The sequence below is a fragment of the Acinetobacter legionensis genome, from assembly GCF_048551735.1.
Classification (GTDB): domain Bacteria; phylum Pseudomonadota; class Gammaproteobacteria; order Pseudomonadales; family Moraxellaceae; genus Acinetobacter.
Genome location: NZ_JBIMBV010000016.1, coordinates 1 through 14,583 on the forward strand (window position 1 = coordinate 1; position 14,583 = coordinate 14,583).

The window sequence follows — 14,583 nt, forward strand, 5'->3', positions numbered from 1 at the left end:
TGACAACACGACAGGTGCGATCAGTGCGCCAAGCTATGTGACTACAAAAACAGATGGTACGACCACCACAGCGAACAATGTGGGTGATGCATTAACTAACCTCAATACTGAAGTGATCAAACCGGTAACGTTTACGGGTAACAGCGGTACAGTTGATCGTAAACTGGGTGAAACGCTGAACATTACTGGTGGCTTAACAGGCGCAGGTTCGAACAGCAACATCAAGACAGTGATCACTGGCAATACGCTGGATATCCAATTGGCAGATGCACCAGTATTTGCAGGCAAAGTGACTGCGAATGGTCTAGATGCCAATGGCAACAAAGTTGAAAACGTAGCAGATGCAACGACAGCAACAGATGCAGTGAACAAAGGTCAGTTGGATAGCTTAAGTACAGGTCTTACCAATACTGGCTTTGGCTTAAAAGCAGCAGATGGCAATACGGTTAACAAAAAGTTAGGCGAAGCAGTTGAAGTAGTGGGCGCAGATAGCAACATCACTACGAAGGTTGCAAATGGTCAAGTTGCGATTGAGTTAAATAAAAACCTCAACAACTTAACTGGTATTACAGTGAACGATGGCACCAATGGTACAAATGGTTCTACAGTGATCGGTAAAGATGGCGTCTCGGTTAAAGATGGCTCAGGCAATACCATTGCAGGTGTAGATAACACAGCGTTGACAGTGAAAGATGGTAGTGGCAACACAGAAACCAGCATTAACAAAGCGATCAATAGTCTCAATGCATCGCAAGGTGAAACTGATAAGTTTGCAGTGAAGTACGACAAGAATGCTGATGGCAGTGCAAACTATAACAACATCACATTAGCAGGTAGTGCTTCAAGTAGTACTAAAGATGCAATGACAGGCAAGATCACCACAACAGGTGGTACAAGCTTAAACAATGTTGCGAGTGCGGGTGACTACACTAAAGAGGCCAATGCGAGCAAAGGTGTTAACGCTGGTGATTTGAACAATGCAGTTGTTGACGCGACTAATGCAGCGACGAGCAAAGGCTTTGCATTACAAGCAGCAGATGGCGCTAAAGTTCAGAAGAACCTAGGCGAAGCGGTTGAAGTTGTTGGTGCAGATAGCAACATCACTACGAAGGTTGCAAATGGTCAAGTTGCGATTGAGTTAAATAAAAACCTCAATAACTTAACTGGCATTACAGTGAACGATGGAACCAATGGTACAAATGGTTCTACAGTGATCGGTAAAGATGGCATCTCGGTTAAAGATGGCTCAGGCAATACCATTGCAGGTGTAGATAACACAGCGTTGACAGTGAAAGATGGTAGTGGCAACACAGAAACCAGCATTAACAAAGCGATCAATAGTCTCAATGCATCGCAAGGTGAAACTGATAAGTTTGCAGTGAAGTACGACAAGAATGCTGATGGTAGTGCAAACTACGATAGCGTAACCCTTGCAGGTACAGGTGGAACAACAATCACCAATGTTAAAGCAGGCGCTATTAACGCAACATCAACTGATGCGATCAACGGTAGTCAATTGTATGATGTTGGTAATAGTCTGAAAAATGCAATTGGCGGTTTGACCACTAGAGATGCAACGACTGGTATCATTACGACAAGTAACATTGGTGGCACGGGTTCAAACACAATTGATGGGGCAATCAACAGCATTAAAGATTCAGCAACCAAAGCGAAGACCACAGTTACCGCTGGAGACAACGTTGTTGTGACTGCTGGTACCAATGCAGATGGTTCAAGTAACTATCAAGTTGAAACAGCGAAAGACGTAAACTTCGATAAAGTGACTGTAGGTAATGTTGTTGTTAATAAGGCAAGTGACACAATTGAAGGATTAAGTAATAAAGATCTTACAGCGAGTGATTTTGCGACTAAAGGTAGAGTAGCGACTGAAGAGCAATTGAAGCAAGCTGTCACGAAAAACATCACTGAAGTTGTAGATGGTAATGGCAACAAAGTGAATATTATTGACCAAGTTGTAAATACAAAACCTGACAATAAGAACCAAGATTCACTGTTCTTAACTTATGATAAGCAAGGTCAAGAAACCACAGATCGCTTGACGATTGGTCAAACAGTACAGAAGATGAATACCGATGGTATTAAGTTCTTCCATACCAATGCCGATATGTCGAAAGGTGATTTAGGAACAACTAATGACTCAAGTGCGGGTGGTTTAAACTCTACAGCGATTGGTGTAAATGCAATTGTGGCAACAGGTGCAGATAGTGCTGTTGCATTAGGTCACAATACAAAAGCTGAGGGCAGACAATCCATTGCAATTGGTCAGGGTGCTGAGGCATTAGGTACACAATCAATCAGTATTGGTACGGGCAATAAAGTGAAAGGCAACCATTCTGGTGCGATTGGTGACCCGACCATTGTTGATGGTGCAAACAGTTATTCTGTAGGTAATAATAACCAAGTGCTTACAGATGATACGTTTGTACTTGGAAACAATGTGACCAAAACAGTTGCTGGTTCAGTTGTGTTAGGCAATGGCTCAGCGGCGACGACTGGTGCTGGTGTTGCGGGTTATGCGCTGTCAGCTGCAACAAGTGCAGACAAAACAGCAATTAGCAATACAACATCAACAACTGGTGCAGTAGCAGTTGGTGATGCGGTAAGCGGTATTTATCGTCAAATTACTGGTGTTGCAGCGGGTAGCGCAGATGCTGATGCTGTAAATGTAGCGCAGTTAAAAGCTGTTGGTAACCAAGTTGTTACCACTCAAAATGCACTTGTAAATGGTTTGGGCGGTAATGCGAAAGTCAATGCTGACGGCACCATTACAGGACCAACCTATAATGTTGCACAAGGTAATCAGTCGAATGTTGGAGATGCTTTAACAGCATTGGATAAAGCCATTGGCTCTGTAGCAACAACTTCTAAAACGACTGTTTCTAATGGTCAGAATATTGTTGTGAATAAGAGCAAAAATGCTGATGGTTCAGACAATTATGAAGTATCAACAGCTAAAGATTTAACAGTTGATTCTGTGAAAGCAGGTGATACGGTTCTCAATAATGCTGGAATCTCAATTGGTAGTAATGCGGTTGTGATAAACAACACAGGATTAACCATTGCAGGTGGGCCAAGTGTAACGGTGGCAGGTATTAACGCAGGTAATAAAACAATTACCAATGTGGCAAATGCTGTTAACGCTACAGATGCAGTCAATAAAGGGCAGTTAGATAGCGCAATTGGCACTGTGAATAACAATGTCAATGAGCTTGCCAATAATGCTGTTAAATATGACGATGCATCAAAAGATAAGATCACACTCGGTGGTGGTGCAAATGGCACAACCATTAGCAATGTAAAAGATGGTGCAGTGACTCAAGGTTCTAAAGATGCTGTAAATGGTGGTCAATTATGGAATGTTCAGCAACAAGTTGATCAAAACTCAACGGATATCAGCAACATCAAAAATGATATTAATAATGGTACTGTCGGTTTAGTTCAACAAGCAGGTAAGGATGCAACTGTTACAGTCGCGAAAGATACTGGTGGTACAAGTGTGAGCGTGGCGGGTACAGATGGCAACCGTGTTGTGACAGGTGTTAAAGATGGCGCAGTCAATGCAACATCAAAAGATGCAGTCAACGGCAGCCAATTGAATACGACTAACCAAGCAGTTGTGAATTATCTTGGCGGTGGTGCTGGTTATGACAATATTACAGGTAGCTTCACTGCTCCAACTTACAACGTAGGTGACTCTAAGTATAACAATGTCGGTGGTGCAATCGATGCATTGAACCAAGCGGATCAAGCATTGAATAGCAAAATTGACAATGTCAGCAACAAGTTGGATAACGCTTTCCGTATTACCAATAACCGGATTGATGATGTTGAGAAAAAAGCCAATGCAGGTATTGCAGCAGCAATGGCACTTGAATCAGCACCTTATATAGCGGGTAAATATACTTATGCAGCTGGAGCAGCTTATCACGGTGGTGAGAATGCGGTAGGTGTGACCTTACGTAAAACTGCAGACAATGGACGTTGGTCGATTACAGGTGGTGTTGCGGCAGCATCTCAAGGTGACCCAAGTGTTCGTATCGGTATCAGTGGTGTAATTGATTAAATCACGAGACAAGGAAGATCGAACGGTCTTCCTTTTTCTTGACAACTTTTTAAGAGAGAAAAAATGAAAGCATTTAACAAAAAAATTATGTTCAGTGTATTCAGTGGTCTTGTGATGTCATTGAGTCATGCTGCTGAAATTGAAACATCAAATACCCAAGAAATTCATTTTCCTGAAGTGAAAGATAGTTATCTAAAGCAAGTGAATCGTTATGAATATGATGACGTGGCACGTTTAGATAAAGGTTTAAGCAAAGATCAGATTCGCCATGTTTTGGGAAATCCGCAATTTTCTGAAGGTCTTTTCGCTGTTAAAACTTGGAACTATGTATTGGATGTCCGAGAGCCGAGTTCAAATCAATATAAACGTTGCCAGTTACGCATAGACTTTGATAAGCACTACCGTTCAGAAAATCTATATTGGAAAGGTGAACAATGCCAAGGTCTGATGGCTTGGGGCATCAATAACCAATCCGCGACAGAACAAACGGCTCTATCCTCTACAGGTCAATCAGCCAGTGTTTTATTCTATTTTGATCATTCAGATAAAAGCGGAGTAAAAAATCCTGAAGTGATTAGCAAAATTGCCGATCAAATTAAGCAAACTGATGGGAACAGTAAGATTTTTGTTGCAGGTTATACTGACCGTTTAGGTTCATTTCCGTATAACCAACGTTTATCAGCTGCGAGAGCCAATACCGTTGTAGATTTGTTGAAACAACAGGGAATTCCTGCTGATCAAATTCAATTTTCAGCAGAAAATAAAACTGACGTGTATCAGAAATGCAATGGGATGAACAAAAAAATTCAATTGGTCGAATGTTTAGCCCCTAATCGCCGAGTAAACATCACTTGGTAAAACTGAAGGCATAATTAAATGAATTCAGTTTGAAAGAAGTTGTTTATTCTTCAAATCGGTTGAGTTTTTATTTTATGCAAACGCCCGATGAATTTCATTGGGCGTTTTAAATTATTCACAGTTATGGTTTATACAATGGTGATTTGTTTTGAAATAAATCATAAACAACCCGATGTGGTCAATTACCAAGTTGACTAATCAAGGAACATCAACAACACACTTTTTAAATAAAGTGTTTAATCAATTTTTTTTGATGAGATGCTTTAAAAAACAATTAACCTATTCACTTAACTTAGCTCTAAAACCTAATTTGAATGTATTGAGTATAAAAATGATGAAGAAGATAGTATTGGCGTTGCTTGGGTTTGGATTTGCTATACAAACACAAGCTTTTGATAAAACTCAGGTGAATTTGGCCAAGGATTTTTGGGGAACTTGGACAGTGTATAATGCGAAGGCCCAATGTACCGAAAGCTATCAATTTACTCAGCCTGACCAATTTACCTACACCACAAAGCAAAAGCGAATGACAGGTGATTTTGCAATATTAAGAAATGAAAATGCTCAGGCTTTGGATGTTTTAGCCTTGAAAGTTAAGTTAGACAACAAAAAAGCCGGTTGTGGTGGCGAGCCTGTAGATTATAGCAATGCTGATATTAGATTAAGTTTAAAATGGGTATCTGCTAAAACAGCTGAGCTGTGTACAGACCGTGAAGGCAAACAATGTACAGGTTTATATTTGATTAAACAGAAATAATCTGTTGAAAAGTGAATTAAGAGGCTTCTTTTGAGGCCTTTTATAAAATAAAATTTAGTGATTTTTATTAAATGATAAATATTTTTTATTAAAAAATAAAAAATTATTCATAGAAGTTTTGTGTCTTATCCAACACGATAGCGTTATATTAAATTCTAATGTTTTATTTATCTATAAAGCTTGTTGGAATATCAATAGACACGTCTTGTTTAAAAAAAGATCATGCTCAAGATCATTGGTTATATGCTAAGTTATAGTATGATGTGTTCATATTTCGACTGATTTATTGTTATATCAGTTTTATTTAGCCAGAGTGAATTGATATTCATTTCAAGCTCAAACAATGTTGGAAATACAAATGCCTGACTATCGTTCAAAAACATCGACACATGGAAGAAATATGGCTGGTGCACGTGGCTTATGGCGTGCAACAGGAATGAAAGATGAAGATTTTGGTAAACCGATTATTGCGGTAGTCAACTCATTTACTCAATTTGTACCTGGTCATGTACATCTAAAAGACTTAGGTCAACTGGTTGCTGAGCAGATTCAAGCAGCGGGTGGTGTGGCAAAAGAATTCAATACGATTGCGGTCGATGATGGTATTGCAATGGGGCATGATGGCATGCTGTATTCATTGCCTTCACGTGATTTGATTGCGGATTCTGTTGAATACATGGTCAATGCGCATTGTGCAGATGCTATGGTGTGTATTTCTAACTGTGACAAAATTACACCAGGAATGCTGATGGCAGCAATGCGTCTGAACATTCCAGTGGTATTTGTGTCTGGTGGGCCAATGGAAGCGGGTAAAGTTAAAATCCGTGGTACAGAACATGCAATTGATTTAGTCGACGCAATGGTGGTTGCCGCTGATGATAGCTTTACCGATGAAGAAGTAAAGGAATATGAGCGTTCAGCTTGTCCAACTTGTGGTTCATGTTCAGGCATGTTTACAGCCAACTCAATGAACTGTTTGACAGAAGCCCTTGGTTTATCATTACCGGGCAATGGTTCAACTTTAGCAACCCATGCAAATCGAAAAAAATTATTCGAAAGAGCGGGTCAATTGATTGTTAAGTTGGCAAAACGTCATTATGAACAAGATGATTACACCATTTTACCACGTTCAATTGCGACCAAAGCATCTTATGAAAATGCAATGATTTTAGATATTGCAATGGGTGGTTCAACTAATACAGTCTTGCATTTATTAGCTGCTGCACATGAAGCAGGTGTTGATTTTACCATGGACGATATTGATCGTTTATCTCGTAAAGTTCCTGTGTTGTGTAAAGTTGCACCGGCAAAACAAGATGTACATATGGAAGACGTACATCGTGCTGGCGGTATCATGTCGATTCTAGGTGAATTAGATCGAGCAGGTTTATTGGATACAACGGTGCATACCGTACATGAAAATACCTTGAAAGATGCCTTAGATAAATGGGACATTATTCGTACAGAGGATCCTGAGGTTTACGAGTTCTTCCGCTCAGCGCCAGGTGGTGTTCCAACTCAAACAGCATTTTCACAAAACCGTTATTATCAAACTTTAGATGGTAACCGTGAAAAAGGCGTGATCCGTAATGCTGAACATGCATTCTCTAAAGACGGTGGCTTAGCTGTACTGTACGGAAACATTGCTGTGGATGGTTGTATTGTAAAAACTGCGGGTGTAGATGATTCGATCCTGAAATTTAATGGTACGGCTCGTGTCTTTGAAAGCCAAGATGCTGCTGTAGATTCAATCCTTGGTCATGAAATCAAAGCTGGTGATGTCGTGGTGATTCGTTATGAAGGTCCACGTGGTGGTCCGGGCATGCAAGAAATGCTTTACCCGACCAGCTATCTAAAATCGAAAGGTTTAGGTAAAGAATGTGCTTTACTTACGGATGGTCGTTTCTCTGGCGGTTCTTCAGGTCTTTCAATTGGCCACGTATCCCCAGAAGCTGCTGAAGGTGGTGTCATTGGATTGGTTGAAGATGGTGATTTGATCGAAATTGATATTCCAAATCGAACGATTAACCTTGCTGTTGATGAAGTAACCTTGGCAGCACGACGTAAAGCTCAAGACGAAAAAGGTTGGCATCCAGCTGAAGAACGTCCACGTAAGGTCTCAAAAGCGTTAAAAGCGTATGCTATGCACACCACTAGTGCATCGAAAGGTGCGGTGCGTGAAATCTAAGCTTTAAAATTAGATTCCAAACAAAATAAAAGCACTCATTGATTGGGTGCTTTTTATTGAATTGATCTAACAATTTAAATTTTATCGAGTTTTGGGATATTGATCATTCAGATTCAAATTGTTATAAGTTTTGTTATGACTGGTTAGAATTAATTTTATCAGCATCACCTGTGAATGAATGGTATGCTTGAGTGAGTTTCAATCAGATTTTCTTTTATTTTTCAGTGCTTATTTCGAGGCTCTACGCATGTCACTGTTACGCCGTTGGTTTGATCCAATCCGATCGAGTTGGTTTTACCAAAAGCCGATTCGTCAAGAGGTGTTATCTACGGAACAGGGACTGAGTATTTATCTGCGTTTAGATGATGTTTATAGCTATCTTGCTGTACAGCAACTCCCCCAATTGGAAGATCTTTTAAGTGATGATTTGAAGCCACTTAAAGTCATTATTTCCAATACCGCAGCAGAACCCCCCAATGGCATGACCATAGAAGAATGGCGCAATTATAGTTTAGAAGATGCCAAAATCTTAGCCAATCAACATCGCTTTAGTTATGATGATGAAAAACCAGAACAACCGACTCAAGAAGCATTACAACAAGCGGAAACAATTCTTAGAAATACACCGTTGACTGGTCAAAATTTCCTTTATTTACTCGAAGATGTATTTCATATGCTGTGGCAGCAGCAGTATGGCAAATTACGCACTTTATTTGTGATGGCGAGTCAGCATCAAAAACCTCAGAATTTTCCAGAACGTATTTTTGGTCAAAGCCCAATTTTAGAAAGCTATTTTGAGTTTGGTGGGCGTAAATATCATGCAGTAGATGATTTATTACGGTTAACTCGTCGTTTAAAACAACAAAAATTATTGATTGATAATCCTATTTTTCTCATCAATCACATTGAATGGCGTGAGCATTTGATGAGTGATGCGGAAGAGCTTGCTGAAATTCAGGCCATGCATCCTGAACTTGATTTATATATTGCCTTAGAAGATCCGATCAGTTGGTTATTATTGGCATATATCAAAGAAGAACTCGCAAATTATTATAATATTCAACTGAATTTATTTCCGCTGAGTTATCACGGTCGGGACTTTTTTGATTGGAGTTTGGCGACCCGTCTTTCCAAGCGTTCAGAAGTAAAATTTACCCCGTTCTGTCGTCCGACCGCAGACAGCACCTTAAATATGGCAAAGATTTATTACAGCGTACCAGAAGAACAACGTGTAGATGTGATGTATGACATTTTACAAGCGGTTTGGACCAAAGGTCGTGATTTATCATTCAAGCCGCATTTACAGCAAATGCAACATGATTTAGGAATTGAAAACCTAACAGATACTGACGTGGAAGCTTTATTAACAGCCAATGATCGGCAATGTGCAGAGAAACATCAGCCTGATTTTCCTGTTTTAGAATTGCGTATTGAAGGAAAGCGTTACGTTTTTAATAGCCTATATCGGGTTTGGATGATTGAAAGTATTTTTAGTAATGTGTTAGAACAGAAGTATAAAGCCGAGAATGAGTTTGAACGCGCTCAACATAATATAGAAGCACAGGATGCAGAAAAAACAGATGATTAAAAAAGAGAAATGTGAATCATTAGAACAAGTACGTGATCGAATCGATCAGTTGGATCAGGAGCTGATTGAACTGATTGCAACCCGTCAATTTTATGTTGATCAAGCTGTCCGATTTAAACGTAATGTAGATGACGTACAGTCTCCAGAGCGTGTACAACAAGTGATTAATAAAGTACGTCAGAAAGCCATAGATGTTGGAACTAACCCTGATTTGGTGGAAATGCTCTATCGGGAAATGATCCAGCATTTTATCCAAAGAGAATTAAAAGAAATTCGTCCATAACGGTGATGTGATTTCAATTTTGCCCATAAAAATATTTATTTTAGAGAACAGTATGAAAAAAATTATTCTAATCTGCATCACAACAATTTTGAGTCAGTATGCACTTGCAGAAAATTGGAAATTTATTGTCAAAGATGCCGATGGTAGCTTTTATTTAGATACCGATCGCATTGTAAAAAAAGACAATACGGTAAATTATTGGGCTAAGTTTGTTGCTGATGCAGACAGTGAAGAACTTGATATGAAAAAAGGTGACTATACACTTTCTCATAATTTAGACCAATGTGCTGATCGTACGACAAATATTACACTGGTTGAAGATTATAAAAAAAATGGTCAATTGATAAATAGCGATCCGCAAGTCTCAGATCCAAGTGATATCGATGATGATGAAATTAATCTGGCATTTTTTAAAGCCGTGTGTAAATAACTTCTAAATTCTTATGTATTTCAATATCTAAAGTACAATTAGCTTTAACGCACTTCAGTCTAAGCTACTTAAAATCCCTTTTATATAAAAGGGATTTTTTATTGATCATTGTTAATTTATGGTCATCATACTATAGCCAAACCAGCTAATTATTCATATAAATCATTTGCATCAAGTCATTGATCATAAATGAGCTTATGTTCTTGTATCAACTCTTAGAAACTATTGGTTAGCAATTTGTTTTTTGTACTTTTGAATCATAAATGATTACCCGATCGTGGGGCGACATGGATGTCGCCATTGGATGGAGGTACAGGACGTACCTCTCATCCAACATGAGTAAAAATAAAGCACGGCTTTGTTTGTAGTACAAGGTTTGGTATCCACTACAAAAAGTTAGGCATCACCTACACAAACTTTCCAAGCAAAATGTGGCAATGAACAATCTTTTATAATCAAACAATTTATTTCTCCATTTGGTTGATTTAATTAAAGATATTTATTGAGAGAAATTATATTCTTGTGTATGCGTTTTTTGACAAGTTGACTATATTTTGATTTGGGCATTATCATTTTTGAATTAGTCTTTTATATGCCCCATTCCAATTCTGTATTTGTGATTTTATTGATGACAGATTGATATTCAAATTTTTTACATGCACACCATAATTGCATAAAATCTGAACCAAAATATTGCTTAAAAACCTTATTTTTTTCAAATAATTGTAGTGCTTCAAGCTGATGAGAAGGTAAGAAATGCTGTGAGTTGATCACTTTTACTGGTTGGATTGATTGAGGTAAATCCATTGCTGCATGTAACCCATGCAGTACACCCGTCAGAATAGTTGCAACACACAAATAAGGGTTGACGTCTGCACCCGCAACACGATATTCCAAGCGTTGATTGTCCTGATCTGAACAGGGGATGCGAATGGCAACGTTACGATTATTGAAGCCCCAATTGGCTTCGAGTGGAACATGATTGCCAAGCTGGAATCTGCGGAATGCGTTAATATTGGGTGCTAAAATAGCCATGGATGCGGGCATTAAGTCGAGTAAACCCGTGATCACTTTGTGCATGATCGGGTTTGGGTTTTTCAACTGGTCTATTTTAAAAAGATTGTCTTGCCATTGGTTACGCATGCTCATATGAAAGTGCATGCCACTGCCTGCTTTTGCCATATTTGGTTTCGCCATAAAACTGGCTTTTAAACCATGTTGCATCGCAATTTGACGAATCATTCTTTTAATACTCATGATGTCATCACACAGTTTTAAAATGTTGTCACTGTGCTGAATATTCAATTCAAATTGTCCAGAAGCACTTTCAGCTACAACACCTGTTAAATCAATATCTTGTCGTTTTGCTTCTAATTCAATTTGTTGAATGACAGTTTGAAAATTATGCGGGGTATCGACATCGAAACATTGGGTAGAAAGCGGATCCGATTGGGGAGAAAATGGGGCATCTTGGACATTTTCAGACAAATAAAATTCGATTTCACCTGCCATCATTGGAAAATAGTGCATTTGATGCAGTGTCGATAAAATTCTTTTTAATATATTGCGAGGCTCGATCACACAATCTGAACCATCATCGGATTTCATGGTTAATAGCAGCTGGGCGTGCTGATTGGGTTGATCTGCGCAAGGCTTTAGACTGCCCAAGACGGGCATACATAAGCGATCGGGTTCACCAATATATTTCCCAAGCCCACTTTCTTCAACCACTTGACCATCCAAACTCATCGCATAAATAGACAATGGAAAGTAACAGCCTTTCTGCAATTGATGGAGGGCATTTACTTCAATACGCTTACCACGTAGATGACCATTGAGGTCATGCAAGCAGATATCAATAAACTGGGTCTCTGGATAATGTTCTAAATATTGTTGGATTTCTTTGTCAAAATCATACCTGCCCTGATTTTCTAAGATCAGTGCTGTGGGGAATATTTTTGTAGAATTGGCAAGTGACATATTCATTGTGAATAGATCCAAATAGGGTAAAAAAATTATAGAAAGCTTGCTTACTCGAGTAACGTAAAATGATCGTAAATTCTTTTCTTAGACGCTTAGCCAAAATACTCAACATCAAGCCTCAATCATTGCTTGAGGCTATATCCTAAAAACAGTGATATTTCAAAGCAAAGCTTTGGCGTAGCATTGCCTCAGAATATTGAGGTAAAACGACATGATGGGATTTGTAATTGGTGTATTTGCAATTGCAGGCATGATTAAAGGCACAATTGGTCTCGGCTTACCTGCCGTTTCAATGGGGCTTTTAAGCCTTGTGATTAGTCCATTTCAAGCCGCAACTTTATTGATCATTCCATCTATGGTGACCAATTTTTGGCAATTGTTTGCTGAAGGCCATGTATGGCGGTTGGTTCGCCGTTTTTATCCCTTATTATTGGGGATTATTATCGGTTCAATTTGGAGTATTTTCCCAACTTTAGGCCACTCTAGTAGCGGTTTTCATAGTGAAGCATTACTGGGGGGAATGCTAGCATTGTATGGACTCTATGGTTTATTTTCCAAACGTATGCCAAATCTTGCACCACATGAAAAATGGCTTTCCCCAATCATTGGATATTTAGGCGGTGCTTTAACTGTTGCCACGGGAGTGGTGGTGATTCCTGTGGTCCCTTATTTACAATCTTTGCAGTTAAAGCGTGATGATTTGGTTCAGTCTTTAGGTTTAGCTTTTACCGTTTCAACCCTGTGCCTTGCTGTTTTCTTACATCAAAACCCTGTTGAAGATACGCCAATTGATTATCAGTTATCTCTTATTGCCTTGGTACCCGCATTAATGGGAATGTGGGTGGGAACAAAAATCCGTTACCGTATTCCAGAGCAAAAATTTCGTAAAGTTTTCTTCTGTGGCTTGGTGATTTTTGGCTTATATTCAGTATTGCATCAATTTGGCGTGATCTAATTCGTGGACTTAAATGGTCGTTTAATGGCTCTGTCTGCAAAGGTGAAGCTATGACCATATTGGGTACACTGAAAAAATTAAAGTAGATGATAATGATTCCGTTAATTTTAAAAATGAATATCAGCGTGGTGCTTAAATCTTTAACGTGAGTTTGACTTAAAGATATCTTTAATATATCGAAAAACAATGATCTTGACGGAGTCTTACTGAACTGTCATTCAATTTCAGGATCAGCCTGCGGCTCGCCCTACTTTTGTTTCGACATGTGGAGCTAAGCTCCGCAAGGGTACCATCTTGCGTAGCCACATCGCTGCTCACCGCAAAACTCGTCAACCACCAGCAATGTATTCAATGAATCGCAGAAACAATACTTTATGTATGAGATCCTGCCTCAGACAGTTACGGATGACGTTTCCGAGTATCATATTTCATCAAGAATTTTATATCGAATTCAGATTATTTAAACTAAAATCAGTTTCGATTTTTGTGAAATTAAAAATTGGGCAAAGTGTTGATATGCTGTTGGAAGCTCATCAAAGTTTTGAGCAGCCAATTGTAGTTGACGTTTTGCCCATTCACCGACCAGCTCAATTTGATCAAATGCATAGAGTTGATTGAGTCGCATTGCTGCCCGTTTGGGCATAATGGCAATGCCGACACCACTTGCAACCACTTGAGCGATCGCAGCAAAATTTGGCAATCTTAAACGATACTGAATTGCACAATTAAGCAATTTGGCTTGGTTTTCAATCGACTGCTGTAGAGAGTGATATTGCATTAAACCCACAAAGGCATAGTTCAGAGTATCGACCAGTCTGAGCTCTGTTCGCTGGCTTAATTCATGATTTGATGGACAAATCAGCACTAACGGATCATCTGAAAAGGTTAAAGTCTGTAATTGATGTGCATTAAAAAAGCTCGAAATTAAGCCGAGTTTTGCATTGCCTTTTTCAAGGGTCTGAATAATTTCATTACTTTCTGCTTCCTGTAGATCAATCTGAATATGTGGGTTTTCAACCAAATACTGAGGAAGTAATAAGGGCAGATATTCACTTTGTGCAGATGAATTACACCACAAAGTCATCTGTGTGCTTAGACCTTTTGCGAAGGGTGACATCGCTTGTTCAAGCTGTTTACTTTGTTGTATTAGACGTAAAGCCTGTTCTGCAAAAGTTTGACCTGCAATTGTGAGTTTGACCCCAGAGGCATGGCGGGTAAAAAGGCTTGTGGCATATTGTTGTTCGAGTTTTTTAATACGTTCACTGGCTGCCTGTAGTGAAATCGACGAGCGTTCTGCGCCTTTGGTGAGGCTTCCTGTGTCCACGATATTGATAAACAGTTGCAAATCGAAGAAGTCTAGGCGCATGCGAATCATAAAGAGCTGAAATGAGATCAAAGTATAGCTGAATAATCATACAAATATGCGATATCGTGTAGATTGTTTCAGCGGTAAGTAG

The 14,583-nt window shown here is 39.1% G+C and carries 10 protein-coding genes; 8 read left to right on the forward strand and 2 right to left on the reverse strand.

The annotated features are described in order from the left end of the window. The 7 genes from ACG9ZL_RS14595 to ACG9ZL_RS14625 form a co-directional block, all read left to right on the forward strand. Nucleotides 1-4,084 (forward strand): YadA-like family protein (locus tag ACG9ZL_RS14595; RefSeq protein WP_419360545.1); only part of this gene is annotated, 4,084 nt, incomplete at its 5' end. A 63-nt stretch (nt 4,085-4,147) separates the two neighbouring features. After that, a complete protein-coding gene (tpgA, locus tag ACG9ZL_RS14600) occupies nt 4,148-4,942 on the forward strand; it encodes a trimeric autotransporter adhesin/peptidogylcan-associated protein TpgA (protein ID WP_336952577.1) in 795 nt (264 codons plus the stop codon). Between the two features lie 331 nt (nt 4,943-5,273). Further along, nucleotides 5,274-5,699, forward strand: coding sequence for a hypothetical protein (locus ACG9ZL_RS14605; protein WP_336952576.1), 426 nt, complete (start codon nt 5,274-5,276; stop codon nt 5,697-5,699). A gap of 358 nt (nt 5,700-6,057) precedes the next feature. After that, the gene (gene ilvD / locus ACG9ZL_RS14610; RefSeq protein ID WP_419326899.1) at nt 6,058-7,887 is read left to right on the forward strand and encodes a dihydroxy-acid dehydratase; all 1,830 of its coding nucleotides are present in this window, start codon (nt 6,058-6,060) and stop codon (nt 7,885-7,887) included. Nucleotides 7,888-8,134: 247 nt separating this feature from the next. Next, entirely contained in the window at nt 8,135-9,475 is a 1,341-nt protein-coding gene (locus ACG9ZL_RS14615) for a hypothetical protein (protein WP_336952574.1), read from the forward strand. Further along, entirely contained in the window at nt 9,468-9,758 is a 291-nt protein-coding gene (locus ACG9ZL_RS14620) for a chorismate mutase (RefSeq protein WP_016539541.1), read from the forward strand. Before ACG9ZL_RS14615 ends, ACG9ZL_RS14620 begins: the two co-directional genes overlap by 8 nt. A gap of 52 nt (nt 9,759-9,810) precedes the next feature. Continuing rightward, nucleotides 9,811-10,188: a surface-adhesin E family protein gene (locus tag ACG9ZL_RS14625; protein WP_419360547.1), complete on the forward strand. Its 378-nt coding sequence runs from the start codon at nt 9,811-9,813 to the stop codon at nt 10,186-10,188. Nucleotides 10,189-10,776: 588 nt separating this feature from the next. On the opposite strand, the gene ACG9ZL_RS14630 is transcribed toward ACG9ZL_RS14625, so the two are convergent. Continuing rightward, a complete protein-coding gene (locus tag ACG9ZL_RS14630; RefSeq protein ID WP_419360549.1) occupies nt 10,777-12,174 on the reverse strand; it encodes a glutamine synthetase family protein in 1,398 nt (465 codons plus the stop codon). 208 nt (nt 12,175-12,382) lie between these two features. Between ACG9ZL_RS14630 and ACG9ZL_RS14635 the strand changes: the two genes are divergently transcribed. Then, on the forward strand, nt 12,383-13,126 hold the full coding sequence (locus ACG9ZL_RS14635) for a sulfite exporter TauE/SafE family protein (protein ID WP_336952571.1): 744 nt from the start codon (nt 12,383-12,385) through the stop codon (nt 13,124-13,126). Between the two features lie 460 nt (nt 13,127-13,586). Here the strand turns inward: ACG9ZL_RS14635 and ACG9ZL_RS14640 are convergent, their stop codons facing one another. Beyond that, a complete protein-coding gene (locus ACG9ZL_RS14640) occupies nt 13,587-14,492 on the reverse strand; it encodes a LysR family transcriptional regulator (RefSeq protein WP_336952602.1) in 906 nt (301 codons plus the stop codon). Nucleotides 14,493-14,583: the final 91 nt, after the last annotated feature.

Coding starts and splice junctions, on each gene's coding strand:
- ACG9ZL_RS14640 (WP_336952602.1), bottom strand. CDS start 14,492: ATGCGCCTAGACTTCTTCGATTTGCAACTGTTTATCAATATCGTGGAC.
- ACG9ZL_RS14625 (WP_419360547.1), top strand. CDS start 9,811: ATGAAAAAAATTATTCTAATCTGCATCACAACAATTTTGAGTCAGTAT.
- ACG9ZL_RS14630 (WP_419360549.1), bottom strand. CDS start 12,174: ATGAATATGTCACTTGCCAATTCTACAAAAATATTCCCCACAGCACTG.
- ACG9ZL_RS14635 (WP_336952571.1), top strand. CDS start 12,383: ATGATGGGATTTGTAATTGGTGTATTTGCAATTGCAGGCATGATTAAA.
- ACG9ZL_RS14605 (WP_336952576.1), top strand. CDS start 5,274: ATGATGAAGAAGATAGTATTGGCGTTGCTTGGGTTTGGATTTGCTATA.
- tpgA (WP_336952577.1), top strand. CDS start 4,148: ATGAAAGCATTTAACAAAAAAATTATGTTCAGTGTATTCAGTGGTCTT.
- ACG9ZL_RS14620 (WP_016539541.1), top strand. CDS start 9,468: ATGATTAAAAAAGAGAAATGTGAATCATTAGAACAAGTACGTGATCGA.
- ACG9ZL_RS14615 (WP_336952574.1), top strand. CDS start 8,135: ATGTCACTGTTACGCCGTTGGTTTGATCCAATCCGATCGAGTTGGTTT.
- ilvD (WP_419326899.1), top strand. CDS start 6,058: ATGCCTGACTATCGTTCAAAAACATCGACACATGGAAGAAATATGGCT.